This is a genomic window from Mesorhizobium sp. GbtcB19, assembly GCF_019091085.1.
Classification (GTDB): Bacteria; Pseudomonadota; Alphaproteobacteria; order Rhizobiales; family Rhizobiaceae; genus Mesorhizobium.
Window position 1 is genome coordinate 36,277 of the sequence record NZ_JAGXJY010000016.1, and the last position, 15,234, is coordinate 51,510.

14 protein-coding genes are annotated in these 15,234 nt (G+C 58.6%); 12 read left to right on the forward strand and 2 right to left on the reverse strand.

Translation table 11 applies throughout. From position 1 onward, the window contains the following. Positions 1–494: 494 nt before the first annotated feature. Positions 495–1,439 carry a hypothetical protein gene (locus KVT37_RS23685; protein WP_217577435.1) on the forward strand — a complete coding sequence of 315 codons (945 nt, stop codon included), beginning with the start codon at positions 495–497 and terminating at the stop codon, positions 1,437–1,439. Between the two features lie 448 nt (positions 1,440–1,887). Here KVT37_RS23685 and KVT37_RS23690 read toward each other — a convergent pair whose 3' ends face one another. Both KVT37_RS23690 and KVT37_RS23695 read right to left on the reverse strand, forming a co-directional pair. After that, positions 1,888–3,081, reverse strand: a complete 1,194-nt coding sequence (locus KVT37_RS23690; protein WP_217577436.1) for an ATP-binding protein — start codon at positions 3,079–3,081, stop codon at positions 1,888–1,890. A 2-nt stretch (positions 3,082–3,083) separates the two neighbouring features. Then, on the reverse strand, positions 3,084–3,809 hold the full coding sequence (locus tag KVT37_RS23695; protein WP_217577437.1) for a winged helix-turn-helix domain-containing protein: 726 nt from the start codon (positions 3,807–3,809) through the stop codon (positions 3,084–3,086). A gap of 874 nt (positions 3,810–4,683) precedes the next feature. Here KVT37_RS23695 and KVT37_RS23700 point away from each other — a divergent pair. From KVT37_RS23700 to virB11, 11 genes are all read left to right on the forward strand, one after another. Next, positions 4,684–5,619 (forward strand): lytic transglycosylase domain-containing protein, encoded by a 936-nt coding sequence (locus tag KVT37_RS23700; RefSeq protein ID WP_254634213.1) that lies wholly within the window; start codon positions 4,684–4,686, stop codon positions 5,617–5,619. Between the two features lie 60 nt (positions 5,620–5,679). Continuing rightward, positions 5,680–5,991 (forward strand): TrbC/VirB2 family protein, encoded by a 312-nt coding sequence (locus KVT37_RS23705; RefSeq protein WP_217577438.1) that lies wholly within the window; start codon positions 5,680–5,682, stop codon positions 5,989–5,991. Positions 5,992–6,170: 179 nt separating this feature from the next. Beyond that, a complete protein-coding gene (locus KVT37_RS23710) occupies positions 6,171–6,455 on the forward strand; it encodes a VirB3 family type IV secretion system protein (RefSeq protein ID WP_217577439.1) in 285 nt (94 codons plus the stop codon). Continuing rightward, positions 6,448–8,808, forward strand: coding sequence for a DUF87 domain-containing protein (locus tag KVT37_RS23715; RefSeq protein ID WP_308642743.1), 2,361 nt, complete (start codon positions 6,448–6,450; stop codon positions 8,806–8,808). Before KVT37_RS23710 ends, KVT37_RS23715 begins: the two co-directional genes overlap by 8 nt. Continuing rightward, positions 8,805–8,942, forward strand: coding sequence for a hypothetical protein (locus KVT37_RS23720; RefSeq protein ID WP_217577440.1), 138 nt, complete (start codon positions 8,805–8,807; stop codon positions 8,940–8,942). The genes KVT37_RS23715 and KVT37_RS23720 overlap by 4 nt, the downstream gene beginning before the upstream one ends. Next, positions 8,939–9,733, forward strand: a complete 795-nt coding sequence (locus KVT37_RS23725; RefSeq protein ID WP_217577441.1) for a type IV secretion system protein — start codon at positions 8,939–8,941, stop codon at positions 9,731–9,733. Before KVT37_RS23720 ends, KVT37_RS23725 begins: the two co-directional genes overlap by 4 nt. Before the next feature lie 5 nt (positions 9,734–9,738). Continuing rightward, positions 9,739–10,956, forward strand: coding sequence for a type IV secretion system protein (locus tag KVT37_RS23730; protein WP_217577442.1), 1,218 nt, complete (start codon positions 9,739–9,741; stop codon positions 10,954–10,956). A 63-nt stretch (positions 10,957–11,019) separates the two neighbouring features. Next, positions 11,020–11,865 carry a virB8 family protein gene (locus KVT37_RS23735; RefSeq protein ID WP_254634214.1) on the forward strand — a complete coding sequence of 282 codons (846 nt, stop codon included), beginning with the start codon at positions 11,020–11,022 and terminating at the stop codon, positions 11,863–11,865. 28 nt (positions 11,866–11,893) lie between these two features. Next, positions 11,894–12,649, forward strand: coding sequence for a TrbG/VirB9 family P-type conjugative transfer protein (locus tag KVT37_RS23740; protein ID WP_217577443.1), 756 nt, complete (start codon positions 11,894–11,896; stop codon positions 12,647–12,649). Continuing rightward, positions 12,639–13,955 carry a TrbI/VirB10 family protein gene (locus KVT37_RS23745; RefSeq protein ID WP_254634215.1) on the forward strand — a complete coding sequence of 439 codons (1,317 nt, stop codon included), beginning with the start codon at positions 12,639–12,641 and terminating at the stop codon, positions 13,953–13,955. The genes KVT37_RS23740 and KVT37_RS23745 overlap by 11 nt, the downstream gene beginning before the upstream one ends. Beyond that, positions 13,952–14,953 (forward strand): P-type DNA transfer ATPase VirB11, encoded by a 1,002-nt coding sequence (gene virB11, locus KVT37_RS23750; protein WP_217577444.1) that lies wholly within the window; start codon positions 13,952–13,954, stop codon positions 14,951–14,953. The genes KVT37_RS23745 and virB11 overlap by 4 nt, the downstream gene beginning before the upstream one ends. The last annotated feature ends 281 nt before the right edge of the window (positions 14,954–15,234 follow it).

Here is a 15,234-nt window from a genome sequence, read left to right on the forward strand (position 1 = left end):
AGGTTGAGCGAAATCGCTCAGATCAATGGCCGGATGCATTATGGGGAGAGACAGCAGACATATCGAAAATCGGTGCTGCTGGTATCGCCACTCTGCCGAGACCTGCCGACCCGAACGACCACTCCCGGCCGGGCGTCGGAGTCCGGGCGGACCGCGGTCGTCCAGGCTCGCCCAACTTGCCGACCACCATCTTTTTGGAAGCGCAGTGCGACTCCTGTCCTCGATCTCCCCTAGGGGATCTTCCACAAAAGGGGAATCCCAAGCCGGACTCTTATGTCAGGCGAGAACCACTAGGATACCGCCGGGAACCTCCATTGCCGATCAGACTGCCCTACCGTTGCAAGCCACAATAGGAAACTTTGAACGAACGCTCCCTCTTACGTTTGAAACCGTTTATCTTTTGATTGTCGGGCGCTTGCGTGTCAAAATTACCTTCGAGTTTTATTATCACGACTTTCTATTTTTACCTATCTTATAAAAGGGAAACTCAAGAAATGGCACTTTGGGATTCTTTAAAGTCGCGTGGCGCTAGACTTGGCTCTCCGTCAATCTCTGAGTCCGACGTCAGCGATTTTGAGTTGTCAGACGAAGGCGCGCTGAGCGATGCGCCCGCGCCTGCTTCGAAAGCATGGTCGACCCTCCAAAACCTTACAGGGTGGCGATCCAACCGCCCAGGCAGCAGAGGATCGTCGTTGGACAGCTCTTCCGTCTTGTTTGACAGTGACCTTTCAGACACCGAAAGCAGCGGCAGCGAAAGCGCGCCACCGTCGCCGAAGGCCAATCACATGAGCTCTCAAAAAGGCGATCGACAGCAAATCGGGCCGGCGCCATCGGAGCATCTAGGATCTTCCGGACCAGCCGCCGATTTCTTAAACAAAGTAGACGCACTAGGTATCAAGAACGCAATCAGACTGGAAGTCGAGGCGCGGCAGCAGCTGAGGATCGACAATTTCAGGGAAACCCTGGCTCAGAATAAGGAAATTCCGCACCGGATCACAGAAACCCAGGCCGTCTCCGCAGCGATTAGGCGAACTGTGGAAGACGTGAAGAGCAACTCTAGAAATGGTAAAAATGAAGATATCCACGAAGGATACGTCGCTGATCGTTACAGCAAAGATCTCAATAAATACGGAGCCGAGAAAGCTCAGGCGTTGGCGGTAGAGGAGATTCAAAACTTCTACCACAAGGGCGCAAAAGGTCCCAGCCTCAGCTCCGAGCAGATAGCGAGCCAGTTTCGGGCAAACGGTTCCGGTGAACAGGCGGCTGAAATTGCCTTGGCCTATATAGACGCCGGCCACGACTATATTCGGGCCAATGAGGTCAACGCACACGACGCTGGCAAACCTCACGCCGAAGAGCATGATTTTTCACAGAAGCAAAATTCCCGACCAGGTCTCAGTGAGCTATACAAGGAGCGCAGCCGCGGCATTTGCCGATAGATGTCGGCGGCAAACCCATCCAATGACGTTTGAGTCGGACGTAGCCTATCTTACGCAGTTGCGGCACTTCCTCATGCGACGGCACTGTCGCGAGAGGATCAGGACATCATTTGAGTGAATCCGCCGGCCTGCACCCGTCGGTGCTCCGGACACGGGGCTGCCCAAGCTGATAGACGCCGGCCATGCGACTGGCGTAGCCGACATCCCCAAGGTCAATCTGTGCGAAGCGGACCGTGCGCTGGCCGCCCAATGGGCCGACGGCCATCCAGCAAGGCGCCAACCAGCGCTCGAGCATCGATTTCGTCCCAGACACGATGACCGACGGATGCCACGCCCGGATGTCTCCGTCATCGATGACCTTGCAGCACAAATGCCTTGGAGCCATTGTCCATAGCTCGATCGGCTGAGCGGACCCAGCCGAGAGTTCAACACTCCTCCGAACGCCGAGCTATCGTGGCATAGCCGCGTTGGACAACGCGACAGAACTGAGAACGCAATCCAGGGCTATTGCGAGATTCTGTGGGCTTACCGGCTTAGTCAGCACCAGCTGGCGACTCGTCGGCGCCAGGCTTGCCGCAGAGCTCTCCTCGCGCACATGGATCCAGCAGGTATCGATCAACATAACTTCGTCAGGCCGGTCGATATCACCCCTGGTGTCGCCAAGAACCACATCTGGCTTTGATCCGGTTTGATGGCACCAATCCTTGAGTGCTCCTATCGTCTCGAAAGCGGCCGGCTCGTATCCTACAATGGCCAGCTTTTCCTCCCATCTCGCGCGAGAGGCCTCAACCGGATCGATGATGGCGACCAATTCACCGTTGCCCAGCGGGACGCCCGGCAACTCGCATGAGAAAGTAAGCGGCAATTCATCGTCGTTGAGAAGCGGAAAGAAGAGCTCGAAGCATACACCTTGCCCGCGCGTGCTCCGGACGTCGATCGCCCCCATCAGCGACCTTACAGTGCTGTGAACGACAGACAGGCCGAGGCCTGCTCCGCTGCCTGGCTTGGTGGTGAAGAAGGGCTCGAATATCCTCGACAGATGCGCGGCTTCGATGCCCGGGCCAGAGTCGGTGACAGCGATCCGCACATACTTGCCTGGCTGCAATTGGCCAAGCAAGACGGAACGAGGTGCGTGCAACACAACTGGTTCGACGACAAGGGACGCCTCGCCTCGGCCCTGCAGGGCCTCACCGGCGTTCTTGCATAGATTGACGAGGATCTGCCGTAGCTCGACGGCGCTTCCCGCCATCACCAGCGGAGAATCGGGCAGCTCGACGCGGAGGCGCACACCTTGGGTTACGCTGAGGTGAAGAGTAGGCAGAGTCTCGACGATAGCTTCGATGAGTTCAAATGGCCTGGCCGGGTCGCGGCGCACGCGACTGAAGGCGCTTATCTGCTCTGTCACCTGCAGAGCTCGCGTTCCCGCGTCGATAATTTCAGCTATGTAGTCCGACGTAGCCGATTGAGGATCCACCTCGTGAGCCGCCATCTCGGCGTAGCCCGTGATGGCTGCAAGCAGATTGTTGAATTCGTGCGCCACGCATGCCGCGAAGGCCCCAACGGCCTCGAACCGCCGCGCCTCGTCGTCCAGTTGGCCTGCATGTGGGTCAGCCTCGGCCAGCACCCTGGCGTAGGAACCCATGTTCATTGCACCCTGGCCTTTGGCTCTTCAATTCTAACATTGCTGTCGAACATGTAGCCCGCCCCTCGCTCGGTCTTGATGTATCTCGGGCTCGAGGCGTCCGCTTCCAGCTTGCGCCTAAGCCGCAGGATCAGCACGTCTATGCTGCGATCGAATATCTCCTGATCGTGCACTCGCGTCGCTGTCAGCAATTGCTCACGAGAAAGAACCTGCCGCGGAGCGCTTAGGAATGCCAGAAGCAGATTGAACTCTCCTGCTGTCAATTTGATCTCGCTGCCCGACGCGTCTCGAAGCCGGCGATGCCTCGTGCTGACCCTCCAATCGTCGAAGATATAGATCTTGTTTTGATTGTCGCTCTTGCGCTCAGGCCTCTCCCTCAGGGCAGCCCGGACCCTGGCAAGAAACTCGCGAAGCCCAAATGGCTTGGTGATGTAGTCCTTCGCGCCGCCTTCGAGCCCAATCACCTTGTCGGATTCGTCAAGCCGATCCCCGCTGATGATGATGATGGGAATATCCAGCTTCGCGTTCAGTCCGCGCACGATTTGCAACCCGTCTTCATCGCCCAGGTTCATGTCCACGATCACCAGATCGGTGGCCTCCGACATCAAATGACGAGTCATCTGCTGGCTGTTTTCCACGGCGCGGATACGGAAGGCATGCTGGGACAGATAGTCCACCAGCAAATTCCTCATCGAGACATCGTCATCGACAACAAGAATATTTTGCATGCTCGCTCCTGCTGTAAGCATCCCGCCGAGGAGATACCGCAAACCTAAGCCGACGCCTCGGTGTCCACAATCGTCACCACAAGCATGCCACGATGACGCAAAGTATGGTGATGGGCATCCTGGTCTTCGAGCGGTCCTTGGGCCGCACAGCGCAGGCTTCCATGGGATTTCTGGCGCGGAACGCGCGTAGGCGCGCGAAACGTGCATGCGCGTCGCGATTCGAGGTTGTCCACATCCCGATTTTTCCCGGGAATGTTCGCCACCTGGAATTGATTACGAATGTAATTCGGCTGAGACCGTCCAATGAACCGCTCACCATTCCCTGAGAGACAGCGGGAATCGGCTGATCGGGCGGCTGCCCGACAGGTTTGCTCTCCAAAAAAGCGCAGTCATAAAACGCGCGCTGCGGCACGCGTGCCGGTCTCGCGATTCGCGGCTTGGCTGCGGCTGAGCGGGCCTATGATCACGCTCGGGAATACCCGCTCGCCGCGAATGTACTTCAAATGTAATTCAACCGAAGCCGCTCGGTGGTCCGCTCTTCAGTGCCGACGACAACCAGGGCAGCCTCGAGCTAGCCAGTTGTTTTTTAGCTTTTTTCCGGGCGAGGTGCCGTTTGACGCCTTACGGATACGAAACATCGCCACCACCTAGAAAAAAGGTGGATTACATTTGAAATCGCAGCGAGCGTTGACTTCTTGGCGTCGAAATTCATCATATACGTACATTGAGTGTTCGTTATCAGAAGAAAATATTGACCTAAGAATTTTGGAACGACGATTGTTGACGTAAAAACTTTGGAAAAGGTATAGCCATGCCTCGTAATTCAGGTAAAGTTGGAAGACATGGTTATATTTATACTGTGGCGACTACCGGTATGACTTCTGTCGCCCTGCTGATCGGGCAGGCCGATTTGGCCCGATCAGCAGTTTTTGAACAACTTGATAGTGGTAGCGTGGTGCAAATGGACGGCGGCGTGTCTGCGGACACGCCGCCGGGATACGCCACCGAAGAACCGTCTCCTCGAATCGACACCAAAGGTGTGAGCCAGTCCCTCCCCGCGGTCCTGGCCGGCTATTCAAGAAAGGAGCAGTCCGATCCGGCCAGGCCCATGGGGACGGTTGTTTTCGATATGTCCGCCTCCACCGCGCCGAGCGCAACGCGGGCGTCCATGCGCCGGTCTCGCTTGCCGAGCCCGCGCCAGTTGTCGAGCACGTTTTCGCCGCAGCAGAGATATATGCGTCAGCTGACGGCCAGGATCGGCCTGAGTTTTGCCCGCCACCCCGGCGTCGTTCGAGCCGGGCTCGATGAGAGGTCGTTCGTCGATCTCTTCACTTCGATGATCCACCGGGAGAGCAATTTCAATCCTGCCGCGGTATCCCCGGCGGGCGCGAGCGGCCTCGGACAGCTTATGCCTCAGACCGCGCATGAGCTCGGCGTCTGCGATGTCTTTTCGGCGCAAGACAATCTTGAGGGATCGGCGCTCTACCTCGCTTCGATGCTGGACGAATTCGGCTCCGCCGAACTGGCGCTTGCCGCCTACAATGCTGGGCCAGGCGCAGTCAGGAGGTATGGCGGCATTCCGCCCTTCCGCGAGACGCGCCAGTACGTCTCCGACATTTCCCACGCGATTGACCGCAAGGCGGACAGCCACGCGCAGATTGTGGTCGATGGCGCTGATGCGATCCCAGACGATTCAGACGGCTCGGTGATCACGGCCTTTTTTGCCAGAAGCGAACCGTGGTCTCGCCCAACACCACGATGCGGGATGGTGCTGGGAACGAAAGGACGGACCCAGGCGATCTACGAATAGCCGACGACGACAATCGCTTAAATAAAAGCTTCCAATTTAGTCTTTTTGATGAGGTTGACTATGAAATATTTTCATAAGTACCTGACCAGCAAGAAGGTGCTCGAGCTGTTGTTCGGCCTTGCGGTCATTACATTGCTGTCCACTAACCCTAGCTTCGCGCAGGATTTCTCGGGCGTTCAGACTTTCCTGGGAGCCATCGTGGCCGCAATCACAGGTCCGATTGGTGTCTCCGTCTCCGCCCTGGCGGTGATCGCGGTCGGATTTTCCTTCATGACTGGACGAATGGACTGGACCTTCGCGGTCTCTGTCGTCGTTGGCATTGCGGTGGTATTCGGCGGCGCGAGCTTCGTTTCCGGTTTGGCTCCCCACTGATCAACACGGCCAAGACTTGCCGGCGAGCCCAGGCTTATGGGCGGTCAGCAGTCTGGGCGACAAGTAGAGGCGCGCCGCATGATGCCGTTCAGGCGCGCCGGGGCGGAGGCTCGGCACGCCGCATGCTCACCTCCGCCCGCTATTTGACCGGCGATACCAATCGTTGAGGAGCAGCCATCATGGACGTAGAGCGTACCCCTCTTTTTCTAGGTTTGACCAGACAGGTGTCGTTTGCCGGCTTGCCTGTCATGTACCTAGTCATGCTGATCATCACCGTCATGCTCGGCTTCATCATCACCCAGTCGTTCGCATATCTATGCGTTTCGGGGTTGGTCGGCTATCTGGCGCTCCGCAGCCTCGCCGCCTATGATCCAAAGATCATCGACGTGTTCATCGCCACGGTGCAGCGGACGCGAATGAGCCCGGCGCTGCTGCGCGGCGAAGGGGTGGTGTATCGTGCTTGAGGCGCCTGCCACACGCGCGACCCGCAGCTTGACTGAAAAGCATATCGACAAGGGCGAGATGCTGGTCAGCGGACTGCCCTATCTTAGCGTCACCGACGATGTCACCCTGATGTTGCGCGACGGCGACCTGATGGCCTCCTTCACGGTCGAGGGCATCAACGCGGACACGGTCGACGCCCGCCACACGAGCGAATTGAGCAACGCACTGTCGCGCTTCATTGCCCAGCAGCGCGGTGACGTCGCCTATTACATCCACCGCATTTCCGTCGAGACGCAACCCAGCCTTCCACCGGTTGCGGGACATCCCTTCAGTGAGGAGATCGATCGACGTTGGCAGGATTATCTGAGGACGATCGGGCTCAGGGACCGGGTCACAATGGTCACGCTGGTCATCCGCCCGCCGCGTCGGATCGCAAAACTCCTTTCCCTTTTTGGCGGCAAGGACGTTCACAGCCGCGATGAAGTCGCCGCACGAGCCGCGCGCCTGGACCAGATGGTGAGCACCTGCATGGTGGCTGTGGGGGAGGCCAAGCCAAGTCGACTTTCCGTGTCCAGCGGCCGATGGCTCGGGCTGTTGCGCACAATCATTGATGGCTCCAGCAGTCGGTTATTGCCTGGCACCAAATTCGTTCCAATTGCCGATCTGCTCGCCACCTCGCACATCACATTTCGCGGGCGCGTCTTCGAATGCGACGGCGTCGATGGTGGCCGCCGTCGTTTTGGGACGATCATTTCGATTAAGGATTATCCGAACGAGACCTATCCCGGTATTCTGGATCGCCTCAGTCTCCCCTACGATACCGTTGTCACGCAAAGTTTCACGCCGATCGATCCGGTTAGCGCCCAGGGCAAGATTGCGCGGGTGAGAAAACAGATGCGCGCGGCAGACGATGCTGCCGTCTCGCTGATGGCCCAATTGGAGGAAGCCGAGGACGATGTTGCCTCCGGCAGGGTCATTTTCGGCGATCACCACTGCAGCATAGCCATCTTCTGCGAAAGCCGGCAGGAGTTGGAGGCGGCGATGGCCTATGTGACCCGTGCCATGCAGGACGCCGGATCCGCGATCGTGCGGGAGAGTTTTGCGGCTCGCGCCGTCTATTTCGCCCAGCACCCCGGCAATTTCACCTATCGCACGAGACCGGCCATGATCTCGTCGCAGAATTTCACCCAGCTCTGCGCCATGCATGGCCTTTCGAAGGGCAACCCGCCCGAGAAATGCCCATGGGGCGAGGCCGTCACAATCATACCGACAGCCCGCGGTGAGACTTTCCGCTTCAATTTCCATCTGCCAGGCAAACGAGGACAGCGCACGGTCGGCCACTCGCTGGTGCTTGGCCAGACCGGCTCAGGCAAGACGCTCGGTACCGCCTTTCTCATCAGCCAGGCGCAACGCCTCGGCGCCCGCACTATCCTGTTCGACAAGGACAACGGCTTTGAGATGGCAGTGCGGGCGATGGGCGGGCGATACTCCGCGGTGCGGATGGGCGAGGAGACCGGCTTCAACCCGATGCGCGCCGAAGCCGATACGCGTGGCGCGGCATGGCTTACCGACTGGTTGACAGCGCTTGCCGATCATGATGGCGGCAGGCTCACCCCCGTACAGATCCAGGCCCTTAACGATGCGGTCCAGGCCAATACGACGGCCGACACCAGGCTGCAGAACTTCGAACAGTTCCGCGGCCAGCTAAGGGCCACAGACGACGACGGCGACCTCTACAACCGCCTCGGGCGATGGGACGAAACCGGCCAGTTCGGCTGGCTGTTCGGCGGCAAGGGGGTCGATCCGCTCGCCTTCGACAACCACTTCACCGCCTTTGACCTGACCGAGATCTTCGACAACGACGTCGTTCGCACCGCATGGCTGAGCTACGTCTTTCGTCGCATCGAGCGCCTGGTCGAGGACGAGCACCCGACCCTGCTGGTCCTGGACGAGGCCTGGAAGCTCCTGGACGATCCGTACTTCCAGACCCGGCTGAAGGATTGGATGCTGACGATGCGCAAGAAGAACGTCGCCGTCATCCTGCTCACCCAGCGCGTCTCGCACATCAAAAACAGCGCCGCCGGCGATGCCATCCTCGAAAGCGCGGTCACCCGCCTGGTCTACCCGAGTTCGTTCAACACCGAGGCGGAGTTGGCACCGCTGCACCTGTCGCCAACGGAAAGCGCCTTCCTGCAGATCAGCAATGTCGACAATCACCTGGTGCTTTTGAAATCAGGCACGGACAGCGTGGTGCTTGACTTCGACCTCGGCGCTCTTGGCAAGGGGATTGACGTTTTGGGCGGCGGGCGCGGCGAGAAGGCGCCGCTCGGCTGGCGCGAAAGACCCGCATTCCAGATGGAGATGTTGCAATGAAGAAGAGCTTGATCGTGCTGGCACTGATGCTGGCCGCCCTTGCCGCCTGCCAGTCCGTACCCGCCGAACGCAAGCCCAACTGCGCCTGCCTGTGGACACCACTGAGCGGCATTCCAGAAGGAGAAGCAGCATGAACAAACATCTTCGAGCCGCGCTGTTGGTTAGCGTCGCCCTACTTGGCACGACCGTTTCAGGAACTGCCGGGGATGATTCGGTAACGCCAGTGCCAGATCCGACGGTCGGCGCAGCGCCCGCCATGCCCACTGGCGCCCAGGAAACCTACGATGAAGTCTCCATCAAGCAGTTGATGAAGATCGTCGAGCTGTCTCGTGTGATCACAGGAGGAATCTCACAGATCTTCGGCTCGACACAAGACCAGAAACAGGCGCTTGGCCAAATCCGCGACGCGCAGACCGGCCCCAAAACGATTCCCGTCCTGAATGGCGCCACCGAGGCTGGAGAGCGCGATGGCGGGCCAGGACTGAATGAGATGGCGGATGCCGCTCTTGAAGGTTCCCCGATCGGGCCCGTGGATATAGCCGACATCCTGAGCACGTTCCAAACGTCATTTAATCTAGACAAGGCCTTTGCTCTCAAGGACGACCCATCGCTAAGCAAGGCGATGGGTGCCCGCGCCGCGGCCAAGGGGGCGATCGCCACTGCCATGGCCGAGATTTCCTACAAGCGAGCCAATGCCAGCATGGCCCGCCTGGACAGCTATATCACAGCCTTGGGCTCCAGCGCCGATTTGAAAACGAGCGTCGATATCAACACCCGCGTGATGGTCGAGGTCGCCCAACAACTCAATGAGTCTCTGCGCACGCAGGCCGAGCTCACTTCGATCGCCGGAACCTACTTTATGATAGTCGGCGGCGAAGCCGCCAAGGATGACGACTTGTCCGCCTTGATAAAATTCAACAGGTAAATCCCATGGGCTTGATCTCTGACGTAGCGACCACGATCGACACCATACTTACCAACTATGTACAGACCGTCTTTACCGGAGTTTCCGAGCCAATTCTGGCCCTACTCAACTCCATGGCGTTAGCTGGATTGATGTTTATTGCCGTAAATCACCTGATACAATTCAGGTCAATAAACTACTCAGAGTACCTGCATTGGATTTTGCGATACCTAGTTATTTATTCATTTGCTAGTGTTTGGGTAAATTTCAAAGGCATATACGATATATTTCATGGAGTATCCGTAGACTACTCAACAATAATGATTGACTCTGTCGCCGGCCATATAACCGGCGAAATGGCAAACCGCAACGTACTGAACCCAAAATTGATACACGACTTATACTCCGGAATGGATGAATTTGGGCATGCCATAATCTGGATAGCGTACGACTTCATTAGGGATACCTCGATCTCCGACGTTGGCGGTTCGCTCAAGAATGTCTTTTGTGGTGTAGTCATCCTCATCATTGGCGGGTTCTTTCTTGGGGCTTGCGCCATTATCGTCATCGTCGCCCAGGTTGGCCTCGCGCTCGCCATAAGCTTGGCGCCTCTGGGCATCATCACGTTGATGATGGATCAGACGAAGTCTTACTTCCAGAATTGGCTGCACTTTACTCTTGGATTCGCTGTCGTTCAGCTGCTGACCGGGGCGTTGATGGCGCTCGTGCTTTACGTTGCCGGAGAAACGCTCATCAATTCGGGTTATACCAACAACAACAAGATTGCCTGTTGGCCTTTTATGTTCGTCATGGTTGCGGCGATAGTGCTTCTGTTCCAGCTTCCCACGATGGCACAGTCGCTCTCCGGTTCAGCCGTGGCAGCGGTTGGTGGGGGGGCGGGCAAGTACGTCGCTTCCAAGGCTATGCAATACGGGTCCAAGGCCCGTTCGGGTGGTCGTCGCCTGGCAGACGCCTCGATGAATGCCGTTGAGGCGCGCAAATCGGGCGCCTCGGTCGGACGAAGCGTCATGTCCGCTTTCGCGGGCTTCCGGCAGAGCGCCGCGATGCGCAGCCAAAGGCGCGATCAAAGGCTTTCTAGTCTTATGCGCGGACAAGCGGGCCCTCAAAGTCCTGCTCGGCGCTACCATGGAGGCCAAGCGGCGAGTGGTGGAGCGGGGTCCGGAAACAACAGCAGCAATGGCCAGGTCTCACCCGAGCAGCAGAATTTGTACAACTCAGATTGAAGACCTCCCTTAGGCCCTGACGGCCTCCCCAAACGCTTCCCAAACAACAGAACGGCATAGTCCATGAACAGCGCGACAAAGATACCTGCCAACCCGGTTCCTCGCCGTGCCGTGTCTCCAGCGGCGGCCGAGATCGGGAGACGGCTGAGCAGTAGAATTGCAATCGCCGTCGGCCGCTTGGTGCCGGAGCGTCCGGGTTCAAATGCTACCCGCCTCCACCAAGGGGATCGGTCTGTCGACGACGTAGGTGTTGGACATGCCTTCGAGGACGAACTGTTCTTTACGCTACGCCAACAGCGAAATAGTTGGGCGAAAGTTGCGGTCGGCTCGATGCTGTTGGCGCTCCTGTCGCTCGGGTGTCTCATCGCCATCCTTCCCCTCAAGGAAGTCAAGCCATTCGTGGTGATGGTCGATAAGACGACGGGAGAGGCCGAGAAGCTGGTCCAGGTCCGCCCCGCGTCCCTGGACCAGCAGGACGCTGTGCTGCAGGCCGAACTGGTGTCTTATGTGGTTGATCGCGAAACCTATGATCCTGCCGACAATTCCCTGCGGGTGCCGGACGTTCTTGCGCGCTCGTCGGGCGACGCGGCAGACACGTTGACGCAGCTGTGGAGTTCTACCTCGCCGCAGTATCCTCCCACTGTCTACGGCACCGAGGTGCGCGTACGCGTCGTTGTCAAGTCGATATCGATCAGCCCCTCTGCCAAGCGTAACGCTCCTGATCTCGCTCGCGTGCGCATCACCAAGTACCGCGAACAGAAGGGCCGTGAAACCGCTGAACGCACCTTCGTGGCCACGGTCGGCTATTCGTTCCAGCCCAAGGAGAATGCCAGGCTTGAAGATGTATGGAAGAACCCTTTGGGCTTCACCGCCGTCAGCTATCGGATCGACGCGGAGACTGCCCAGTAACTAATTTAATCATAAAGGATTTCATATTATGTTGAAACGGACGGCAACTATCTTGCTTGCCTGCGGTTTGGGGGTCGGATCGGCCCTGGCTGATCCGGCGCAGTTGGGCACGGACCCTCGCATCAAGCGCTATGTCTATAATGAGAACACCGTCTATAAGCTGGACCTCTACTTGAAGTCCGTCAACGCACTGCAATTTTCTGACAGCGAAGAGGTGCAGTCAATCCTCATCGGCGACAGCGCCTCGTGGGAGGTGGTGAAGCTGAAGAGCGGCAATGTCGTGAGCATCAAACCGATCGTTGCCTCGGTAACGACCAATATGACGATCTACACCAATCGGCACGTCTATACATTCGAACTGCACTCCCTCGGAGACATTCAGGCGGGCTCGGGAGAGACGCCTCTGTTTCGCTCGATCTTCACCTATCCCGGAGACGTAAAGCCGAAGCCGCCGCGCCGCACCGCGCCGCAGAGGCCCGTCGATTCGAACTATCTTGCCTCCGGTGACGCCGAGTTCAGGCCGCGCTGGGTGCAGGACGATGGTCTTCAGACGTCGTTCTTCCTTCCCGAGGGAGCGCCTCGCCCCGCGATCTTCAAGGTCGGCCCCGACCGCAAGGAACAGCTTATCAATTCACGAACGCAAGGCGACCGCATCGTAGTCGACGGCACGAGCGACTACTGGGTGCTTCGTATCGGGGACCAGGCTGTGTGCGTCGGCCGCACGGGCGTGGTCAATTCAACCTCTTCCAGCGCAAAATCCAAGGAGACGATCCATGTCGGCTAAGGACAAAAGTCACGATCCGGCACCCAACCATGACGCCGAGCGTGAACAGCTTGTAAGCAAGCGAAAGGCAAAGCAGGCGGGCGCGTCAAAACGCAGCAACGACGCCAAGTTGATCATGGCACTCGCGCTGCTCGCCGGGGGCGTGGGTCTGTTCGCTGTGGTAGCTGGTCCCCGCGCGGCCCTAAGGATATTCGGCCTCGCCCACGACGATATCTCCCAGAGAACTTCGCAGGTCGACTTAACGGTCGACAAGGAGACGGATCGTCAGCCTCGGCTTGACTTCATTGTGCCCGGAAACTCGGAACCTCAGGCGAAGGATTCCGGCTTGGATAAGAAGTTCAGTTCAATGCAGGATCAGCTCGATCAACTGCAACGCAGCAAGCAGCAGTCGGGCGTTTCCAGCGCCGAAATCCAGAAGCTGCTCGCCAGCTACAACGATAGCATGAACCGCAAGCTCGATGCCGAGCGCAAGGCCATGGCCGATGAGCTGGCGCGCCAGCGCGCCGAGGACCAGGCGGACAAGGACAAGGAAAAGCTCGAGCAGAAGCAGCGCGAATCGAATGCGGTCATCGTTGATGACAGCCGTGGCCCTGGCGGAATAGAGGCAGCTGTTGACGGGGCGACCGGACCATCGGACTCGAAGGATCTTGACGCCAATGAACGCTTCCTGAAATCCGCGGCATCGAGCGTCGTTCAAACGTCGGTCGCCCAAAAGCTGTCCGATCCTTCACGCACGGTAGTCCAGGGCACCATCATCTCCGCCGTACTGGAGACCGCCATTGACACCGAACTGCCCGGAAGCATCCGGGCGCAGGTGATGCAGCCCGTCTATTCTTTCGACGGCACGCAAGTGCTGATGCCCTCCGGTACGGTTCTCATCGGCGAGTTCAACAACGACGTCGATATTGCCCAAAAGCGCGTCCTGATCGCCTGGAGCCGCGCAGTCACTCCAGAAGGCAAATCGATTGCCTTGGGCTCCATCGGCACCGACACACTGGGGCGCGCGGGCACACTCGGCAACGTCGACAACCGCTACGCCACAAAATTCGGGGCCGCGGTCCTTATCAGCGCGATAACGGCGGCGCCTGAAGCTCTGGCCAGCCGCCAAGGAAGCGGCCAGTCGGGCTCGTCCGGAACCACCGTGAATGTCGGAGGCGCTGGCAAGCTTGCCAGCGGCATCGGCAGCGCCGCCGGCGACCAGGGAAGCAACATGCTTGAGAAGTACCTATCGCTTCCACCGGTCATCCGCATCCCGCAGGGCGAAGAGATCCGCATCTTCACAAACAGAGACCTGGTCTTTCTATGAGCCACATGCAGCCAAGTCGGGAAATCTCCTATGTCGAGCAGTATCTCAGCCCATTGCGCGACTATCTGACAGACGACCGGATTAACGAGCTGGTCATCAATCCGAACGGCTCGATTTTCGTCGAGGCGGCGGGCGCCCATCACATGCATCAGATCGACGTGGAACTGTCACCACACGCCATCAAGCGCTTAGGCGCGCAACTCGCTGGCGAGACCCGCAACACGCTCGGCGCCCTGCATCCGATCGTCTCCGGTCGGGTTGCCGTTTGGGGCAATCCACAGCGCGTCCAGATCGTGGTCGAGCCGGCCATTGAGCATGGCGTGTCGCTGTCGATTCGCAAGTATCTCACCAGGCCGCTCGCCAGTGCCGACATCGGCTTTGTCGATGGGGGTCAAATCCGTGTCGACGACGAGCGCAGGATGCGGCACAAGGCGATCGCCGAAATGGCAAGGAGAGGCGACCTGCAGGGTCTCTTCCGTCAGGCCATCGAGGAAAAATTCAACGTATTGATCTCGGGCGGAACTTCATCGGGCAAGACCACCGTTGCACGCTCGCTGATTTCGATGATGGACCATGGTGAGCGACTGATCACGATCGAAGATGCGCAAGAGCTTTTCCCCCCGCACCGCAACCAAGTCGCCCTGATCGCCGATCGCAAGGAGAAGTCAGCCCGCTTGCCCTCGAAACTGCTGGAAAGTTGCCTGCGCATGCGACCGGACCGCATCATCGACGGCGAGATCCGCGGTCTCGAAGCCTACGACTTCCTCGAGGCGATCAATACCGGCCATCCGGGTGCGATCACAACGATACACGCGGACAGCCCGGCACTGGCCTTCGACCGTCTTGCGCTTATGGTGATGCGTTCCGGCGTCAGGCTGTCGCACGGCGAAATCATCACCTACGCCAAGCGAACGATCGATCTCGTCGTTCAAGTTGGCCGACGCAATGGAAAGCGCGGTGTCCTGGAAATATATCTTCCCAGCCAGGATTCGAACTGACCGTTAACCCCTGAAAACGGCAATGACTGACAGGTGCGGCTAACCGACCGGTGGCTTTGCGTATCTTCACCGGGTGGCAAGCTGGCGTTGTCATGGTCACATCGTCGACCGCGTCTGGCTTGCAGGCGCACTCAGCAGGCGATCGACGCGATGCCTCGGTAAACGCTTCTGTCAAGCGAAGCGAGGATTTGACCCCCGCGTTCGTCCTTTCCTTTCGTGCGCCAGATATGGGGCACGGGCCCGCGGTGTGAAGGATGAGGAAGATCGGTCGCCCTGCTGGG

Excerpts from the sequence above, each read along its gene's own strand:
- KVT37_RS23685 (WP_217577435.1), top strand. The coding sequence starts at position 495 with ATGGCACTTTGGGATTCTTTAAAGTCGCGTGGCGCTAGACTTGGCTCT.
- KVT37_RS23690 (WP_217577436.1), bottom strand. The coding sequence starts at position 3,081 with ATGGGTTCCTACGCCAGGGTGCTGGCCGAGGCTGACCCACATGCAGGC.
- KVT37_RS23695 (WP_217577437.1), bottom strand. The coding sequence starts at position 3,809 with ATGCAAAATATTCTTGTTGTCGATGACGATGTCTCGATGAGGAATTTG.
- KVT37_RS23700 (WP_254634213.1), top strand. The coding sequence starts at position 4,684 with ATGACTTCTGTCGCCCTGCTGATCGGGCAGGCCGATTTGGCCCGATCA.
- KVT37_RS23705 (WP_217577438.1), top strand. The coding sequence starts at position 5,680 with ATGAAATATTTTCATAAGTACCTGACCAGCAAGAAGGTGCTCGAGCTG.
- KVT37_RS23710 (WP_217577439.1), top strand. The coding sequence starts at position 6,171 with ATGGACGTAGAGCGTACCCCTCTTTTTCTAGGTTTGACCAGACAGGTG.
- KVT37_RS23720 (WP_217577440.1), top strand. The coding sequence starts at position 8,805 with ATGAAGAAGAGCTTGATCGTGCTGGCACTGATGCTGGCCGCCCTTGCC.
- KVT37_RS23725 (WP_217577441.1), top strand. The coding sequence starts at position 8,939 with ATGAACAAACATCTTCGAGCCGCGCTGTTGGTTAGCGTCGCCCTACTT.
- KVT37_RS23730 (WP_217577442.1), top strand. The coding sequence starts at position 9,739 with ATGGGCTTGATCTCTGACGTAGCGACCACGATCGACACCATACTTACC.
- KVT37_RS23735 (WP_254634214.1), top strand. The coding sequence starts at position 11,020 with ATGAACAGCGCGACAAAGATACCTGCCAACCCGGTTCCTCGCCGTGCC.
- KVT37_RS23740 (WP_217577443.1), top strand. The coding sequence starts at position 11,894 with ATGTTGAAACGGACGGCAACTATCTTGCTTGCCTGCGGTTTGGGGGTC.
- KVT37_RS23745 (WP_254634215.1), top strand. The coding sequence starts at position 12,639 with ATGTCGGCTAAGGACAAAAGTCACGATCCGGCACCCAACCATGACGCC.
- virB11 (WP_217577444.1), top strand. The coding sequence starts at position 13,952 with ATGAGCCACATGCAGCCAAGTCGGGAAATCTCCTATGTCGAGCAGTAT.